The 14,571-nt window shown below is 47.9% G+C and carries 16 protein-coding genes; 9 read left to right on the forward strand and 7 right to left on the reverse strand.

Annotated elements, in window-relative coordinates; translation table 11 throughout:
* The first annotated feature begins 13 nt into the window (after positions 1-13).
* A complete protein-coding gene (locus ACYVF1_RS24705; protein ID WP_461083948.1) occupies positions 14-493 on the forward strand; it encodes a nuclear transport factor 2 family protein in 480 nt (159 codons plus the stop codon).
* A 150-nt stretch (positions 494-643) separates the two neighbouring features.
* Here ACYVF1_RS24705 and ACYVF1_RS24710 read toward each other — a convergent pair whose 3' ends face one another.
* Positions 644-1,159 (reverse strand): acyl-CoA thioesterase, encoded by a 516-nt coding sequence (locus ACYVF1_RS24710; RefSeq protein ID WP_461083950.1) that lies wholly within the window; start codon positions 1,157-1,159, stop codon positions 644-646.
* Between the two features lie 238 nt (positions 1,160-1,397).
* Here ACYVF1_RS24710 and ACYVF1_RS24715 point away from each other — a divergent pair, with 238 nt between their 5' ends.
* The 7 genes from ACYVF1_RS24715 (at position 1,398) to ACYVF1_RS24745 (ending at position 9,562) form a co-directional block, all read left to right on the forward strand.
* On the forward strand, positions 1,398-2,417 hold the full coding sequence (locus ACYVF1_RS24715) for a fasciclin domain-containing protein (RefSeq protein WP_461083952.1): 1,020 nt from the start codon (positions 1,398-1,400) through the stop codon (positions 2,415-2,417).
* Positions 2,418-2,629: 212 nt separating this feature from the next.
* Positions 2,630-5,713 carry a DNA polymerase I gene (gene polA, locus ACYVF1_RS24720; RefSeq protein ID WP_461083954.1) on the forward strand — a complete coding sequence of 1,028 codons (3,084 nt, stop codon included), beginning with the start codon at positions 2,630-2,632 and terminating at the stop codon, positions 5,711-5,713.
* Positions 5,714-5,744: 31 nt separating this feature from the next.
* Positions 5,745-6,056, forward strand: coding sequence for a DUF4258 domain-containing protein (locus ACYVF1_RS24725; RefSeq protein WP_461083956.1), 312 nt, complete (start codon positions 5,745-5,747; stop codon positions 6,054-6,056).
* A complete protein-coding gene (locus ACYVF1_RS24730) occupies positions 6,053-6,316 on the forward strand; it encodes a type II toxin-antitoxin system MqsA family antitoxin (protein WP_461083958.1) in 264 nt (87 codons plus the stop codon). Before ACYVF1_RS24725 ends, ACYVF1_RS24730 begins: the two co-directional genes overlap by 4 nt.
* A gap of 212 nt (positions 6,317-6,528) precedes the next feature.
* Positions 6,529-7,704: an MFS transporter gene (locus tag ACYVF1_RS24735; RefSeq protein ID WP_461083960.1), complete on the forward strand. Its 1,176-nt coding sequence runs from the start codon at positions 6,529-6,531 to the stop codon at positions 7,702-7,704.
* Positions 7,705-7,802: 98 nt separating this feature from the next.
* The gene (locus tag ACYVF1_RS24740; RefSeq protein ID WP_461083962.1) at positions 7,803-8,756 is read left to right on the forward strand and encodes an SPFH domain-containing protein; all 954 of its coding nucleotides are present in this window, start codon (positions 7,803-7,805) and stop codon (positions 8,754-8,756) included.
* A 77-nt stretch (positions 8,757-8,833) separates the two neighbouring features.
* Positions 8,834-9,562: a universal stress protein gene (locus tag ACYVF1_RS24745; RefSeq protein WP_461083964.1), complete on the forward strand. Its 729-nt coding sequence runs from the start codon at positions 8,834-8,836 to the stop codon at positions 9,560-9,562.
* A gap of 90 nt (positions 9,563-9,652) precedes the next feature.
* On the opposite strand, the gene ACYVF1_RS24750 is transcribed toward ACYVF1_RS24745, so the two are convergent.
* From ACYVF1_RS24750 to ACYVF1_RS24770, 5 genes are read right to left on the reverse strand one after another with little or no spacing between them, the layout of a single operon-like run.
* Complete coding sequence (locus tag ACYVF1_RS24750) at positions 9,653-10,126, reverse strand: OsmC family protein (protein WP_461083966.1); 474 nt, start codon at positions 10,124-10,126, stop codon at positions 9,653-9,655.
* 21 nt (positions 10,127-10,147) lie between these two features.
* Positions 10,148-10,483: a cupin domain-containing protein gene (locus tag ACYVF1_RS24755; RefSeq protein ID WP_461083968.1), complete on the reverse strand. Its 336-nt coding sequence runs from the start codon at positions 10,481-10,483 to the stop codon at positions 10,148-10,150.
* Between the two features lie 12 nt (positions 10,484-10,495).
* A complete protein-coding gene (locus ACYVF1_RS24760) occupies positions 10,496-11,128 on the reverse strand; it encodes a LysE family translocator (RefSeq protein ID WP_461083970.1) in 633 nt (210 codons plus the stop codon).
* Positions 11,129-11,161: 33 nt separating this feature from the next.
* Positions 11,162-11,671, reverse strand: a complete 510-nt coding sequence (locus ACYVF1_RS24765) for a GNAT family N-acetyltransferase (RefSeq protein ID WP_461083972.1) — start codon at positions 11,669-11,671, stop codon at positions 11,162-11,164.
* The gene (locus ACYVF1_RS24770; protein ID WP_461083974.1) at positions 11,668-12,291 is read right to left on the reverse strand and encodes a pyridoxamine 5'-phosphate oxidase family protein; all 624 of its coding nucleotides are present in this window, start codon (positions 12,289-12,291) and stop codon (positions 11,668-11,670) included. The genes ACYVF1_RS24765 and ACYVF1_RS24770 overlap by 4 nt, the downstream gene beginning before the upstream one ends.
* A 112-nt stretch (positions 12,292-12,403) precedes the next feature.
* Here ACYVF1_RS24770 and ACYVF1_RS24775 point away from each other — a divergent pair, with 112 nt between their 5' ends.
* The gene (locus ACYVF1_RS24775; protein WP_461083976.1) at positions 12,404-13,879 is read left to right on the forward strand and encodes an aminotransferase-like domain-containing protein; all 1,476 of its coding nucleotides are present in this window, start codon (positions 12,404-12,406) and stop codon (positions 13,877-13,879) included.
* Positions 13,880-13,898: 19 nt separating this feature from the next.
* Here the strand turns inward: ACYVF1_RS24775 and ACYVF1_RS24780 are convergent, their stop codons facing one another.
* Entirely contained in the window at positions 13,899-14,543 is a 645-nt protein-coding gene (locus ACYVF1_RS24780; RefSeq protein WP_461083979.1) for a Uma2 family endonuclease, read from the reverse strand.
* Between the last annotated feature and the right edge of the window lie 28 nt (positions 14,544-14,571).

The following is a 14,571-nucleotide window of genomic DNA, read 5'->3' on the forward strand; positions in this document are numbered from 1 at the left end:
AACTAAAGCGATCATGAAATCCATTTTGGTTCTCTGCCTGCTCTTTGCCGGGCAATATGTATATGCACAAGCGCCCGTAGCTCCATCGGCAGCTGCTACATCAACCACGCAAAAATCATTGTCTGCCGACGAAAAAGCGGTGATTGACACTGAAAAACAGCGGTTTGCCGCTCAGGTAAGTGGTGATTATGATCTACTGAATAAAGTATTGGCGAATGATTTGATCTACACGCATTCAAATGGTAATAAAGATTCCAAAGAAACCTTTATCCAATCGCTACGTAGTGGTAAATCGAAGTACGAAGCCATTGATCCTGAGGAGCAAAATGTTCGTCTCTACGGAAATACAGCCGTAATTAATGGCGTCTGTCTGTCGAAAGTCAACAGTAATGGACAGACAAATAATTTACATCTGCGCTATCTGTCTGTTTATGTAAAAACTAACAATCAGTGGCAGATGGTGGCCTGGCAATCGTTACGGATGGCCAACTGAACTATTCTGAACCGCACCGGCGGCCCGGCAGGATTTTAACAGGATGAAAAGATTTACAAGATTTCTTCATCCAGCGACAGGTAACGCAGAAAACAAAATTCTGTCAATCTTTACAATCCTGTTAAAATCCCGCCGGGCCGCCGGTGCGGTTCAGACTTTCAAAAACTCCCGCAACTCCTGGGCGTCCTGTGGCTTCATTCGACCAGCCAGTACCAGACGTAATTGTCGTCGACGTAGCGCGCTGGCATATCGATCTTTTTCTTCGTCGGTTTCGGGAATAACGGCGGGCACTTCAATAGGGCGACCGCTCTGATCGACGGCCACGAACGTGTAGAACGCACTGTTCGTACTCACCCGAACGCCCGCCGGAATATCTTCGGCCCAAACCTCAATAAATACTTCCATCGATGAACTGAAGGCTCGCGTTACCTGCGCTTTCATTGTGACAATGTTGCCTAACCGAATGGGTTCAGAAAATGATACGTTGTCGACGGAAGCTGTAACAACAACCCGATTGGAGTGTTTCTGGGCGGCAATGGCTGCGGCAATGTCCATGAAATGCAGAAGCCGGCCACCCATCAGATTATTGAGCGTGTTCGTGTCGTTGGGAAGCACCATTTCGGTCATCACGGTAACCGATTCGCGGGCAAGTTTTGGTTGAGGCATTTTTTGAGTAAGTCGCTGGTCAACAGTAGCTAGTCGGGGGTGATTTTTTAATTTCAGCTACCAGTAAGCATTATAACTAATGACTACCGACTATTGACTATTTTTTTACAAACCAACGAGCGAAAATTGAAATAGACAAACAACGTCGACGGATATCGCCTGTGAAACAAAACCCTTGAATTGCCGTTCATTGGAGAATGAATACCCTGTTTTGAACACGTTTTCCATTACTAATCAGATGATCTACAAAAATCGACCCGCGCATGTTCTGCGAGACTGGGGCTTGTTATTATCAATTTTAAGCGGACTGACGGTCTTTTTTTCGGCCTGTAAAAAGCAGGAGGAAACGGCCCCTGCGTTATCAACCATTAGCCAACTTATCAGCAACGGGAGCCGCTTTACCATTCTCAAAGCCGCTCTGACGAAAGCCGGGATGGACGCTACGTTGAATCAGGCTGGTACGTTTACGCTGTTTGCGCCGACTGACGATGCGTTTAAAGCATTTGGCTATGCCGACGTAGCAGCCATCAATGCCGCCCCTGCCGAACTCTTGAAATCGGTGTTGCAGTACCACGTTTTATCGACTCGAATTGGCGCTGCCAACATACAGGCAGGTCTCAACAATCCGCAGCAAACGATGGCTAATGCACCGGTTTATATTTCGAAAGTAACATTGACCTCGGGTACGTCAACGTCGGCAACTTCTTCATCGGCAACGACAATTTCGGTAAACGGTGCCCGAATCGTGCAGGCTGATGGAGCGGCTACAAACGGTGTTGTACACGCCATCGATCGAATTTTGTTGCCACCAATCTTTGGAGACGTAGTCAAGACTATTCAGGGCATCCCTACGCTGGTACCATCTGCGTCCTTCAAGTTGCTTCAGGCAGCAGTAACGCGAGTAGGTTCTGCAACAACGCTGGCGTCGGCAAACACAATCACCGTGTTTGCGCCAACAGATGCAGCCTTCCGGGCGGCCGGGTACGACTCTACGGCCATTGCTAAAGCTCCCGTCGCTACGTTAAACAGCGTGTTAGGCTACCACGTATTGACTAGCCGTACCTATACGCCCTTGATTACTAACGGCTCTAGTCTTACTACGTTGCAGGGCGGAACCATTACCGCTACGTCCAGCGCGACCGCTGTTACGCTTACAGGGAAAGGAAACGGTACGTCGGCCGCGAATGTTACGTTCCCGGATATCACAGCAACCAACGGGGTTGTGCATATTATTGATAGATTGTTATTGCCGCAGTAACGGTTTTTTTAACTAATTAACGTCCCAACGTAGAGACAAGGCGTGCCTTGTCTCTACGTCGTTTTGACCCATCTCACAGGAATCAAAACCCCTCCGCGAACGTTCTTTAAGTAGGGAATTTCTCCTGCAAAATCATCAATTTGTCCACCTAAAATGCGTGATTGTCCTTAAGACTTTCGACCTTTGGCGAATTGATTTGTGACTTCTTTCGAATGGCCCAACCACAGAAAAAACTCTTCCTGTTAGACGCGCTGGCTCTGGTTTACCGCGCTCATTTTGCCTTTAGCAAATCCCCGCGCATCTCGTCGCGAGGTGTTAATACGTCGGCGATTTTTGGCTTTATGAACGCCATGATCGAAGTCCTGACGAAAGAAAAACCTACCCACATCGGCATTGCGTTCGATTCGGCGAAGAAGACCTTCCGCCACGAGCAATTTCCACAATATAAAGCTACCCGGCAGTCGCAGCCGGAAGATATTAGCGTGGCTGTCCCCTACATTAAAAAGATTGTAGAGGCCATGCACATTCCGATTTTAATTCTGGAAGGTTACGAAGCGGACGATATCATCGGAACCATCGCCAAAAAAGCGGCACTGGCTGATTTTGAGGTGTATATGATGACGCCTGATAAAGATTACGGGCAATTGGTGGAAGAACATGTTAAGATTTACAAGCCCGCTTTCATGGGGAAACCCGTCGAAAAACTGGGTGTAAAGGAAGTGCTGGACCGCTGGCAGATCGAACGTATCGATCAGGTCACTGACATGCTGGGGCTCATGGGCGATTCGGTTGATAATATTCCGGGGATTCCGGGCGTAGGCGAAAAAACAGCACAGAAACTCATTGCCGATTTTGGGTCGGTTGAGAACCTGATTGCCCGTGCCGACGAACTGAAAGGTAAACTGAAAGAGAACGTAGTAAATTTCGGGCAGCAGGGGCTGTTGTCGAAACAACTGGCGACGATTCACCTGGACGTACCGGTTGAGTTTGACGAAAACAAACTGCGGCATACGGAGTATGATAAACCCAGGTTGGCTGCCTTGCTGGATGAACTGGAGTTCCGGCAGATGAAAACACGGCTGCTCGGATCTGACTTTGACGAAAAACCGCTTCCTGCTGCGTTTAAGGCGGGTGGTGCTAATCAGATGAATCTGTTCGATTCACCGGGTGGCGATACGCCTGCGTTTATGCCGTTTCCCAACATGAGCGCGGTCAACCCGTCGGGAGCGGACGATTTGCCGTTCGACTTTTCAGGCGATACTACGTCGTCGGTGCCCTCGACTGAGAAACCGAAAGGCAAACGTACTGCGGTGAAAGTTCCCGTAGCATCGGCAACGAAGGCAACGCCCGGCCAGGTTACCGAAACGATTACAACCGATGATAAACCGGGTACGGAAGTTACTGAGCGGCCGGATGGCCGGACCCCGGCATATCTGGACGTTTATCCGGATTACGAAATAGATGAAAATCAACCCGAACGTCGGAAAACGATTCTGTCGGTGAAACATGATTACCGGCTGGTCGATACGCCGGAAATGCGGGCTAGTTTGGTGCATTACCTGGGCCTTCAGGAAAGTATCTGTTTCGATTCCGAAACCACCGCCCTCGACCCCGTAGAGGCTGATTTAGTGGGTTTGTCGTTTGCGTATCGTTCAAGCGAAGCCTTCTATGTTCCCGTTCCTGAGGATCGTGCTGAAGCGCAGGCAATTGTTGATCAGTTTAAACCTGTGCTCGAAAACCCGTCTATTGGTAAGATTGGGCAGAACCTGAAATATGACCTTTTGATGCTGAAAAAATACGGCGTTGAGGTGCAGGGGAAACTGTTCGATACCATGATTGCGCACTACCTCATTGAGCCGGAAATGCGCCATAACATGGATATGATGGCCATGACGTATCTGAATTACAGTCCGGTAGAGATTGAGTCGCTGATTGGGAAGAAGGGGAAGGGACAGCTCACGATGCGTGATGTTGAGATTCAGAAAGTGGTTGATTACGCTGCCGAAGACGCTGACATTACGTTGCAACTGAAACAAGCTTTCGCCCCCCGACTCGAAAAAGATAATCTCCACAAACTGTTCGATCAGGTTGAAATGCCGCTCGTTCGGGTACTTACGGACCTGGAACTGGAAGGCGTTACGCTCGATACGAAAGCGCTGGCTGATTTATCTGCTACGTTGGACACCGATATGCGGCAGGTTCAGCAGGAGATTTTTGCTATAGCGGGCGAGTCGTTCAACATCGGTTCGCCAAAACAATTGGGCGAAGTTCTGTTCGAAAAACTGAAGCTCGATAAGAACGCTAAAAAGACTAAAACCGGCCAATACGCGACAGGCGAGGAAGTCTTGTCGAAACTGGAAGTTGAGCACGAAATTGCCCGCAAAATTTTGGATTACCGCGAGTTGATAAAACTCAAAAATACGTATGTCGACGTACTGCCCCAACTCATTAGTCCACGTACCGGGCGGGTGCATACGTCGTTCAATCAGGCAGTTGCTGCCACTGGCCGGTTGTCGTCAGTGAATCCGAACTTGCAGAACATTCCGATACGTACCCCGCGCGGCCAGGAAATTCGGAAAGCGTTTGTTCCGCGTGGACCGGAATTCCTGATTATGTCGGCCGACTATTCTCAGATTGAGCTACGTATCATGGCGGCTTTCAGTGGCGATAAAACGATGCTCGATGCGTTTAATAATGGTGTCGATATCCATACGCAGACGGCCAGCAAGGTTTTCCACGTTGGGCTGGATGAGGTCACGAGCGATATGCGTCGGAAAGCTAAAACCATCAATTTCGGGATTATTTACGGTATTTCCGCCTTTGGACTATCGCAGCGGCTGAAGATTCCCCGTAAAGAAGCGGCTGAAATTATTGAGGAATATTTCGCTGGATTTCCGGCGGTGAAAGATTACATCGATCAGTGCATCGAAAAAGCGCGCGGCTTTGGTTACGCTGAAACTATTCTGGGCCGCCGTCGCTACCTTCGCGATATCAATTCGCGCAACCAGACCGACCGGATGTTTGCCGAACGTAACGCCGTGAACGCGCCCATACAGGGTAGTGCCGCCGATATGCTCAAGATTGCCATGATACGTATCCACGAGTTCATGCAGCAGGAGCGTCTGAAATCAAAAATGATTCTGACCGTACACGATGAACTCGTATTCGACGCCCATCGTGACGAAATCGATCTGTTACGTGAACGAGTCGATGACATCATGAAAAACGCCATCCCAATGGCCGTCCATATGGAAACTGGCATCGGCACCGGCGAAAACTGGTTGCTGGCACACTGATTTTAGCCAGTCGTATACTTTTTTTAAAAGAATGATTGACATTGACTGGGTAAAAAGTTGTGTAAATATTCAGGAGTACCTTTATTCAGCCCATGCAGATAAGGAACGATTGGCTGATAATTTGACTCTACTTGAAGTAGAGGAAGCTATCTTGAATGGTATAATTCTTGAACAATACGTTGATACGGGGCGAGGTGTAAGTTGTTTAGTGGCTGGATTTACGACGGAAGGGAAGCCAGTACATATTGTTGTGGGCAGACGAAATAGTCAGGCAATTATCATAACCGTTTATATTCCGACACCCCCCAAATTTATTACACCATTTAAACGTAACAGGCCATGACCGATAAATGCAGCTTTTGTGGTAATGAAGACTTCAAACACGTATCAGCGCAGTATATCTATCAACGTAATGGCTTGCTGATGGTCGTTGATGACGTGCCTGCGCAGGTATGCACATATTGCGGTGAGAAGTATTACGATATCAAAACATTAAAGCAAATCGAAAATAGATTTGAAGCGATTTATCAACATGGTGAACCGCCTGCCCAGCAAGTTACTATTCCTCTGGAAAGTTGGACTGATCTAAAACAGGCAAGTTAATTACTACGCCCGACGGATTATCGTCGGGCTTTTTTTGAGCTTAGTAATCGCAATTGCATTCACGAACTAATAAATTAGAACATTCGTAGTACCGGGAACATTTTTGTATTTTTTCTATTTCAATAGTTGAATACTACCAGAAAAGTCAATGGCGTATTGCGTTTTTTTTAGAAAGCGCAAACGTTGATTGATAGAAATAGAAAGCTGCAAAAATGAAAAGGAGTTTATCACCGCTCACCATCGGAGGATTCGGTATTGGCATGACTGAATTCGTTATAATGGGCATTCTGCCAGACATCGCTAGTTCGCTACACATCTCGATTCCCGTTGCGGGTCACCTGATTTCGTCCTATGCTCTTGGAGTAGTTCTGGGCGCACCGTTGCTGGTGGGCATTGCCGGAAATTACCCGCCTAAAAAGATTCTATTGGGTTTGATGGCTTTGTTTACGTTCTGTAACGCGCTCTCGTCGTTTGCGCCCAATTACGAAACCATGATGTTGACCCGGCTTTTATCCGGTCTGCCGCATGGCGCTTTTTTTGGTGTTGGATCGGTTGTAGCTAGTCGGTTAGCTGGTCGCGGTAAAGAAGCGCAAGCCATTTCCATGATGTTCGCCGGGCTCACCATCGCTAATATTATTGGGGTTCCGCTCGGTACGTACATTGGTCATACCATGAGTTGGCGGCTAACGTTTTTGATTATTGCCGCTGTGGGCCTGATTACGATGGCAAGTATCCAGCGGTTTCTACCCGCAATGCCTGTTGTCGGCGAAACAAATCTGCGGAAAGACCTTAAACTGTTTACCTACGTAGAACCATGGTTAATATTGGGCATTACGGCCATCGGAACGGGTGGTTTGTTTGCCTGGTTCAGCTATATCGCACCTTTGCTCACCGAAGTAGCGCATTTCAGTCATAATCAGCTTACCTGGATTCTGGTTCTGGCGGGTTGTGGTATGGCTGTGGGCAATCTGGTATCGGGCCGTGTCGCCGATTTGATTTCGCCTGTCAAGGCTACGGCTTTGTTTCTGGCGCTAATGGTAGTCTGTTTAACCGTCATTTATTTCGTAGCTCCTTTCCAGATTCCTTTGCTTGTTATGACGTTCATTACGGGCGCGGTTGCCTTTTCATTAGGCGCGCCTATTCAAATTTTGATGATACGTGCGTCGAACGGTTCCGAGATGTTGGGTTCTTCGGTTAGTCAGGCCGGATTTAATATGGGAAATGCGTTAGGCGCTTATCTGGGTGGGCTACCTATAGCCGCCGGTTTGGGCTATGCGTCGCCCCAACTAGTTGGGGCCGTTATGGCGTTTACAGGTTTTTTAATGGCGCTGATGGTCTATTATCATCAACGAAATGCGGTTGGATACGGATTGTCGGCTAGTAATTAAGCGCCAATTCTTCCGAACAAACAATAATTCTCTCAGTATTTCAACGGATTCTGTACATTGGCGCAGAATCCGTTTTTTTGTCTTAACCTCTTCACCAAATGGACTTTTTTCTAGTATTAGTCATTCTAGCTGTTATCGTATTGTATCTCTCTGTTGTCGTTGTCCGGCAGGGAACCGTGGCGGTTGTAACAGTTTTTGGTAAATATACCCGCGTTATGACGCCGGGTTTAAATTTTAAAATCCCATTCATCGAATTCATTTACCGACGTATCTCGATACAGAACCGCTCCGTCGAACTGGCGTTCCAGGCCATCACCGCCGACCAGGCCAATGTTAACTTCAAGGCTATGCTGGTGTACTCAGTATTGAATCAGGAAGAACAAACCATCAAGAACGTAGCGTTTAAGTTTATCGACGAAGCATCGTTTATGCAGGCTCTGATACGTACCATTGAGGGGTCGATACGTAGTTTTGTCGCCACTAAAAAACAATCCGAAATTCTGTCGTTACGTACCGAAATCATTGAGCACGTAAAATCACAAATTGATACGTTGCTCGAAAGCTGGGGGTATCATCTGATTGATTTACAATTGAATGACATCGCTTTTGATGAAGTAATCATGCGGTCGATGGCGCAGGTGGTGGCTTCGTCAAACCTCAAAGCGGCCGCTGAAAACGAAGGTCAGGCGTTGTTAATTACGAAAACCAAGGCCGCACAAGCGGAAGGAAACGCCATTCAGATTTCGGCCGAAGCCGAGAAAACAGCCTCACAATTGCGGGGTCAGGGCGTAGCGTTGTTCCGGGAAGAAGTGGCAAAAGGGATGGCCGAATCAGCGCGGGTCATGAACGAAGCCAAACTCGATGCATCGCTGATTTTATTCTCCATCTGGACGGAAGCTATTAAGCATTTTGCCGAAAATGGGAAGGGTAACGTCATTTTCCTGGATGGTTCAACCGAAGGTATGGAGAAAACCATGAGCCAACTGCTGGCTATTCAGAAACTAAACAGCAATCAGGACGAAGGAAATACACCGCCACCGCCGAGACGCTGAACATAGTATAGCATTTGTTGTTTACGGTTTATGCGGGTACTCAATATTTTGAACTCGCGTAAACCGTAAACTTATTTATGACAAACCTGCTTTTCCCTACCGATTTCTCGAATAGTACGGATGCCGCGCTGGATTGGGCGCGTTTGTTTGCCCATAAAACTGGCGCGACCATTACGTTACTGCACGTTCAACAGCCTATCATTCCCGATACAACTTTGCCAACCATCGCCGACCCTGGTATGGGCGTTATTGTGGCGCAGGAAGTCGAAGATATTAGCCGGCAGCGACTGGAAATACTGGCGACTACGTTGCGGGCAGAAGGACTTTCGGTTACGACGGAATGGCGTTTGGGAGCGGTTGAGGATGAAATCTTAGATGCCGCCCTGTTGTTTTCGGCCGATCTGATTGTCATGGGACGTAGCGATCTTAGTACATTCTTCGCTCGGCTGGCGGGTAGCGCCGTAACCGACGTAGCAGATGAGGCTCGCTGCCCGGTATTAATTATCCCAATGACCGAAGAGGGTAAATCCATTCGACCAGTGCAGGTTCATACGATTGCCTACGCCATGCAGTCGCAAACCACCCAGGATGTAGTAACGACTCAGACGGAATCGTTGGTGGAAGCTTTTGACGCTGAGCTAACTGTGCTTACCGAAGACCAGCTTGACAATGTTCATGCTGATCTGATCGTAATGCAGTTATATCCCAAGACAGGTTTTCTGGATGAGTGGCTGCATCCGAACCACGTATCGAAACTGATTGAGAAATCAGAAGTTCCGGTGCTGGTGTATCACGAAAAAAAATAGAGCTATTGTCAGGGCCAAGCTCCAGCTTGGCCCTGTAGAAACTAATTATTTCACTCACGGGCCAAGCTGGAGCTTGGCCCAGACAATATGCTACGTAGCCGCAACGCAAGTAGGCTGATGGTGTATTGGGAAATTACACGAATTGGCAATGAAACACAGTTCATTAGCCCGCTGATGTAGCTCATTAACTTTATCAATCATCGTTACGTCGGCAACCACTACGTTCGGATAAAGCGTTACGTTGTCAAAATGTCCGCCACCATCAGCCGTTTCGACCATTGTTCCTGTTGGCGAGTCGGTATACTTGACGACGACGACACCAGTTTCCGCACATAAGTGCAGAAACCACAGCATATGGCAGGTCGAAATTGACCCTACCAGCATTTCTTCAGGATTGTAGCGGGTTTTATCCCCGCGAAACGATGGATCTGATGAGCCGGGAATATCAGGCTTGTTTTCTGCCGAGATGATATGGGCGCGTTCGTAGGAACGATAGCCGCTCGTGCCTTCCCCTTTGTTGCCAGTCCACGTAACGGTCAGATTATAATGATGCTGTTTGGCCATACTACGTACTACGATAATGAATTACAAAGTTGCGGGTTGTTCGCCACCGTCGGGTCCATAGAAGAGCACCCACGTAGCGAAATCATCCGTAAAATTCTCAAATCGATGTTCGATGCCTGCTGGCACAAATAATAGAGCGCCGGGTTTAACCGCCATTTTCTCGCCCGCATAATCGAACGTACCGCTACCCGACGTAATGACGTACACCTCGTCGCGCCGGTGCGGCTGTTGTTTGTCAACCTGATCGGGTTTATAATATTCAACAACCAGACTTCCATGCGAAAACAGTTCGACAAATTCGTTTGGACTGACTTGCAACTGTTTGAGCCCTTCCTCCGGCGAAAACTGAATTTTCATAGAATAACGGGTTTACTTCCCTCTATCGACCGCCATACGTATCGCTAAACCAGTCAGAATACTAGCCATGAGCCATTTCTGCACTCGAATGTAAGCTGGACGGTCTTGAAACCAGCGTGCCAGTTGGGCGGCTGAGAGAATAATGATTGTATTCACTGTGCCACTAATGGTAAGTTGAATAAAACCCAACTGCATATTCTGTAACCACAACGAACCGTGTTCCGGATGCGTAAATTGTGGGAAAAACGACAGGTAAAAAATGGCTACTTTAGGATTAAGCGCATTCGTCAAAAAGCCCATCCGAAACAATTTCCAATCAGAATCATGTGGTAGATCGCGCGTTTGAAAAGGCGAGATACTTCCGGGTTTTACGGACTCCCAGGCCAGATAAAGCAAATAACCGACCCCCAGCCATCGCAGAATTTCATAAGCCATAGGTATCGCCAGAAATACGGCCGTCAATCCCGCTGATACCAGAAAAATATGCCCCAGAAAACCGACAATCACACCCACAAGCGACACAAGACCGGCTCGTTTTCCCTGCGTTATAGATCTGGAAATGAGGTAAATCATATTCGGTCCCGGCGTTAGGACGAGCCCCAGTGCAGCAAGCGCAAAAAGTATTACGTCATTGATAGCTAGCATAATACGTTCTGAATTATGTTTGACGACTGTGAATTATTGGACCGTCTCGTTTAAGAAAAGCACCATTAGCTCTTCATCGTAATAGCGATCACCATCTTTTATAGCGTTTTTTTCGTACGAATACGAGCGAAACCCTAACTTATAGTACTGCCGTTTAGCCCGTTCATTAGACGCCAGGACGCTCAGATTAATCTGTTCTATATTGGGCAATTGTCGCGCTCGGCGGACAACTTCTTCCAGTAACATTCGCCCAATACCCTGACCGCTATAGTCGGCCGCTACGTACATGGCGAACAGTAACCCCTTGTGGCGGAGCTTTTTACGGGTTTCTCCTTCGCGCCTGAAACTTACCGAACCCGCCAGTTCATTAGCGTCAGTAAGAGCACCAAGAGTAAAGTTATCGGGTTGACCCGTAGTCGGAAAAGGTTCGCCAAATGCGTCGGCTGGACTGATGCGGAAGCAATCCTGATGAGCTGCAAAACCAGTTTGCATAAAAGAAGCGTAGCCAAAATTATTGGCAGCGGTCAGTTCGACGATTATCATTGCAGATAGTCAGGTAGCGAAATGGCTTTATCGCCTTCTTTGGGAATAGGCGTTTGGCGAATCGTTTTTAAGGGAATTACACCCGCCCAGGTCGGTAAATCCTCGTCTTCAGGATCATCGTTCGGTCCGCCGGTACGTAGTTTGGCCGAAGCTTCCGCCAGAGAGAAGGCCAGCACCGTTGTTTTTTTCATTTCGCTGGCTGTAGTTGGACGTAAATTATCCCAGCGGCCCGGAATCAAGTGGTCGGTGATCAGGGCGAGGGCTTCCATACGCTCGTCTTCGTCGGTTACTTTTTCGGCGTTGGCAAAAATGACAACAGATCGGTAATTGACCGAGTGGTGAAACGCTGATTTCGCCAGCACCAGACCATCGGCCAGCATCACTGAAATACACACAGGTTCGCCGTTTTCGATGCTACGTATAAAATGGCTCCCTACTGATCCATGAATGTACAAAATGTCACCTTTACGGGCGAAGGCCGTTGGTATTGCCATCGGCTGTCCGTTAAAGCTGTAACTAACCGTACAGAATAAGGCTTCGTCCAGAATGGGGTGGATAGTTTCAGCGTCATAACTGGCGCGTTTGGCCAGGCGGCTGGGCGTAGTTCGAGTGGTTTGCATCTGGTAGGTAACAGTCGGTTGTCGACTGGTTGTAGAGTTAATTATAGATCAAATGTCGTATTTTGCCGGACTATCAAAATCGTCCAGTTTTTAGAATGTAAGTAGTCCGGTTATGGTATCACTTGTTTCTTTACTTAAACTCGACAAAGCGTCGCAAACGCCTGTCTTTGTGCAATTGAGTAACCAGCTCGGTCAACTTATTCGCATTGGAACGCTGAAACCTGGTCAACGACTTCCGGGAACGCGGCAACTGGCGCAGGGGCTCGAACTGAATCGTCAAACTGTTGTTGCGGCCTATGATGAAGGATTAGCGCAGGGATGGCTTGAAAGCCGGTCGGGGAGTGGTACCTACGTAGCGACGCACTTTCCGGAGGTAGTACCCCAGCCGTTTGTGGCAGATACCCTGCCTGCTGATACAGATTCGTCGGTGATTGATACACCTGGTTTCGCCTTCGAAACCATTGACTTTCTGCTACGTCCCGTCATGACAAATACGGCTGGCCTTCATCTGGACGACGGTTTTCCGGATATTCGGTTGGCTCCGATGGAGGAGTTAAGCCGGGCATATCGATCGTACTTTCGGTGGGGAAATCCGCAGCAGCATTTCGGGTACGCAACCACCAAAGGTCACCCGCTGCTACGTGAGCAACTTTCACAGCATCTGAACGAAACGCGCGGGCTACGTACCACGCCCGAAAATATCCTCATTACACGAGGCAGTATTATGGGTCTTCATCTGGCGTGTCAGACCTTGCTACGTCCGGGTGATATCGTCGTTACGGGAGAGACAACCTGGGCCGGAGCCACGATGAATATTCGAAAAGCGGGAGCTACTATTCAAGCCATCCCTGTCGATCAGCATGGAATGGACATTGATAGGCTGGCTCAAATTTGCGAGAAGCAATCGATTCGGTTGGTATTTGTGACACCCCACCACCATTACCCCACCACAGTGACGCTACGTGCCGACCGGCGTATCCGGTTGCTGCAACTAGCTGAACAATATGGATTTGTGGTGCTAGAAGATGATTATGATTATGATTTTCACTACCTCAGCCGCCCGATACTGCCACTAGCCAGCGCCGATCGAAAAGGGATGGTTGTCTATGTAGGTTCACTAACAAAATCTGTTGCACCCGCTTTCCGGATTGGCTACGTAGTGGCACCAACCGCCCTGATTGATGAACTGGCCCGACTCCGACGTATCATCGACCGACAGGGCGACCCCATGCTCGAATTTGCCATTGGTCAGTTATTCAAAACAGGTGAATTGAAACGGCATTTCCGGAAAGCGCTACGTACGTATCAGTCGCGTCGGGATTGTTTCTGCGATTTACTGACTCATGAATTAGGCAACGAAGTAGAGTTCACAAAACCCGATGGCGGCTTAGCTGTCTGGGCACGTTTTGGTCAGGATGTAGATATGCAATCGCTAGCGATACGTGCCGAACAAAAAGGATTGTTTTTCTCCAATGGTTTGTCCCACAATCCGCCGGGTCAGCGATTGAACGGCACCCGATTTGGATTTGCATCAAGTACGGAAGCTGAATTGGAACGTAGCGTAGCGGTGTTGAAAAAATTGCTTTGAGGTTTCTGCTACGTTAAAGTCAATATGCAATATCTTCTTCGTCAAGTAGTTGTTTGATGCTGAGGTGACAATCGTCTACGAACTGAATGGTTTCGGACCAGTTGACAATGTACCAGGTTGGGTTACCCTGTTCAATAATGTATACTTTCTGCATACTCGTAATAACCCAAAGTATTTTCTCAACACCAAAATCAAGCAGTTTCTGCGATTTCTGGATGATGTATTCGTCGGCTTTGTTGGGGAAATCTGATAGGTCGGCATTTATATCGACTTCAATAACTACTTTCGGCGCTACGTCGAAATATTTGCCCTGAAGTTTGCCAAGCTTTTCTCTTTCGTAAATAACTATGTCATTACACAAATTATCATTCAACGCCAAATGAAGACCAATTTCATTTGTAGCAAGCAAATACTTTTTACGGTTGATAAGGTTATACAAATAACCATGCAGAGTAGAAACTAAAACTCCCTGTAAATCAGAACACGACATGACTTCCTCAATGGATTTCTTACCTGCCAGTACATCCTGGTATCCGTGGTAATAAATCGGTTTACCGTTCCACATTTCATAAATGAGAGCAGGAGGAATACTGCGAGAAGATAATCGCCTGTTCCGACGTGGTGATGTATTCCGACGCGGCTTTTTTTCGGCTATTTCAGTCATATCTGTGTTGGCTTGATACCTTAACAAG

It is taken from the genome of Spirosoma flavus, from assembly GCF_054778555.1.

What these genes read in the sequence shown, in the direction of transcription:
- ACYVF1_RS24755 (WP_461083968.1), bottom strand. Translation starts at nt 10,483, where the DNA reads ATGAAAATTCAGTTTTCGCCGGAGGAAGGGCTCAAACAGTTGCAAGTC.
- ACYVF1_RS24765 (WP_461083972.1), bottom strand. Translation starts at nt 11,671, where the DNA reads ATGATAATCGTCGAACTGACCGCTGCCAATAATTTTGGCTACGCTTCT.
- ACYVF1_RS24735 (WP_461083960.1), top strand. Translation starts at nt 6,529, where the DNA reads ATGAAAAGGAGTTTATCACCGCTCACCATCGGAGGATTCGGTATTGGC.
- polA (WP_461083954.1), top strand. Translation starts at nt 2,630, where the DNA reads ATGGCCCAACCACAGAAAAAACTCTTCCTGTTAGACGCGCTGGCTCTG.
- ACYVF1_RS24705 (WP_461083948.1), top strand. Translation starts at nt 14, where the DNA reads ATGAAATCCATTTTGGTTCTCTGCCTGCTCTTTGCCGGGCAATATGTA.
- ACYVF1_RS24760 (WP_461083970.1), bottom strand. Translation starts at nt 11,128, where the DNA reads ATGCTAGCTATCAATGACGTAATACTTTTTGCGCTTGCTGCACTGGGG.
- ACYVF1_RS24775 (WP_461083976.1), top strand. Translation starts at nt 12,404, where the DNA reads ATGGTATCACTTGTTTCTTTACTTAAACTCGACAAAGCGTCGCAAACG.
- ACYVF1_RS24750 (WP_461083966.1), bottom strand. Translation starts at nt 10,126, where the DNA reads ATGGCCAAACAGCATCATTATAATCTGACCGTTACGTGGACTGGCAAC.
- ACYVF1_RS24710 (WP_461083950.1), bottom strand. Translation starts at nt 1,159, where the DNA reads ATGCCTCAACCAAAACTTGCCCGCGAATCGGTTACCGTGATGACCGAA.
- ACYVF1_RS24780 (WP_461083979.1), bottom strand. Translation starts at nt 14,543, where the DNA reads ATGACTGAAATAGCCGAAAAAAAGCCGCGTCGGAATACATCACCACGT.
- ACYVF1_RS24715 (WP_461083952.1), top strand. Translation starts at nt 1,398, where the DNA reads ATGATCTACAAAAATCGACCCGCGCATGTTCTGCGAGACTGGGGCTTG.
- ACYVF1_RS24740 (WP_461083962.1), top strand. Translation starts at nt 7,803, where the DNA reads ATGGACTTTTTTCTAGTATTAGTCATTCTAGCTGTTATCGTATTGTAT.
- ACYVF1_RS24745 (WP_461083964.1), top strand. Translation starts at nt 8,834, where the DNA reads ATGACAAACCTGCTTTTCCCTACCGATTTCTCGAATAGTACGGATGCC.
- ACYVF1_RS24725 (WP_461083956.1), top strand. Translation starts at nt 5,745, where the DNA reads ATGATTGACATTGACTGGGTAAAAAGTTGTGTAAATATTCAGGAGTAC.
- ACYVF1_RS24730 (WP_461083958.1), top strand. Translation starts at nt 6,053, where the DNA reads ATGACCGATAAATGCAGCTTTTGTGGTAATGAAGACTTCAAACACGTA.
- ACYVF1_RS24770 (WP_461083974.1), bottom strand. Translation starts at nt 12,291, where the DNA reads ATGCAAACCACTCGAACTACGCCCAGCCGCCTGGCCAAACGCGCCAGT.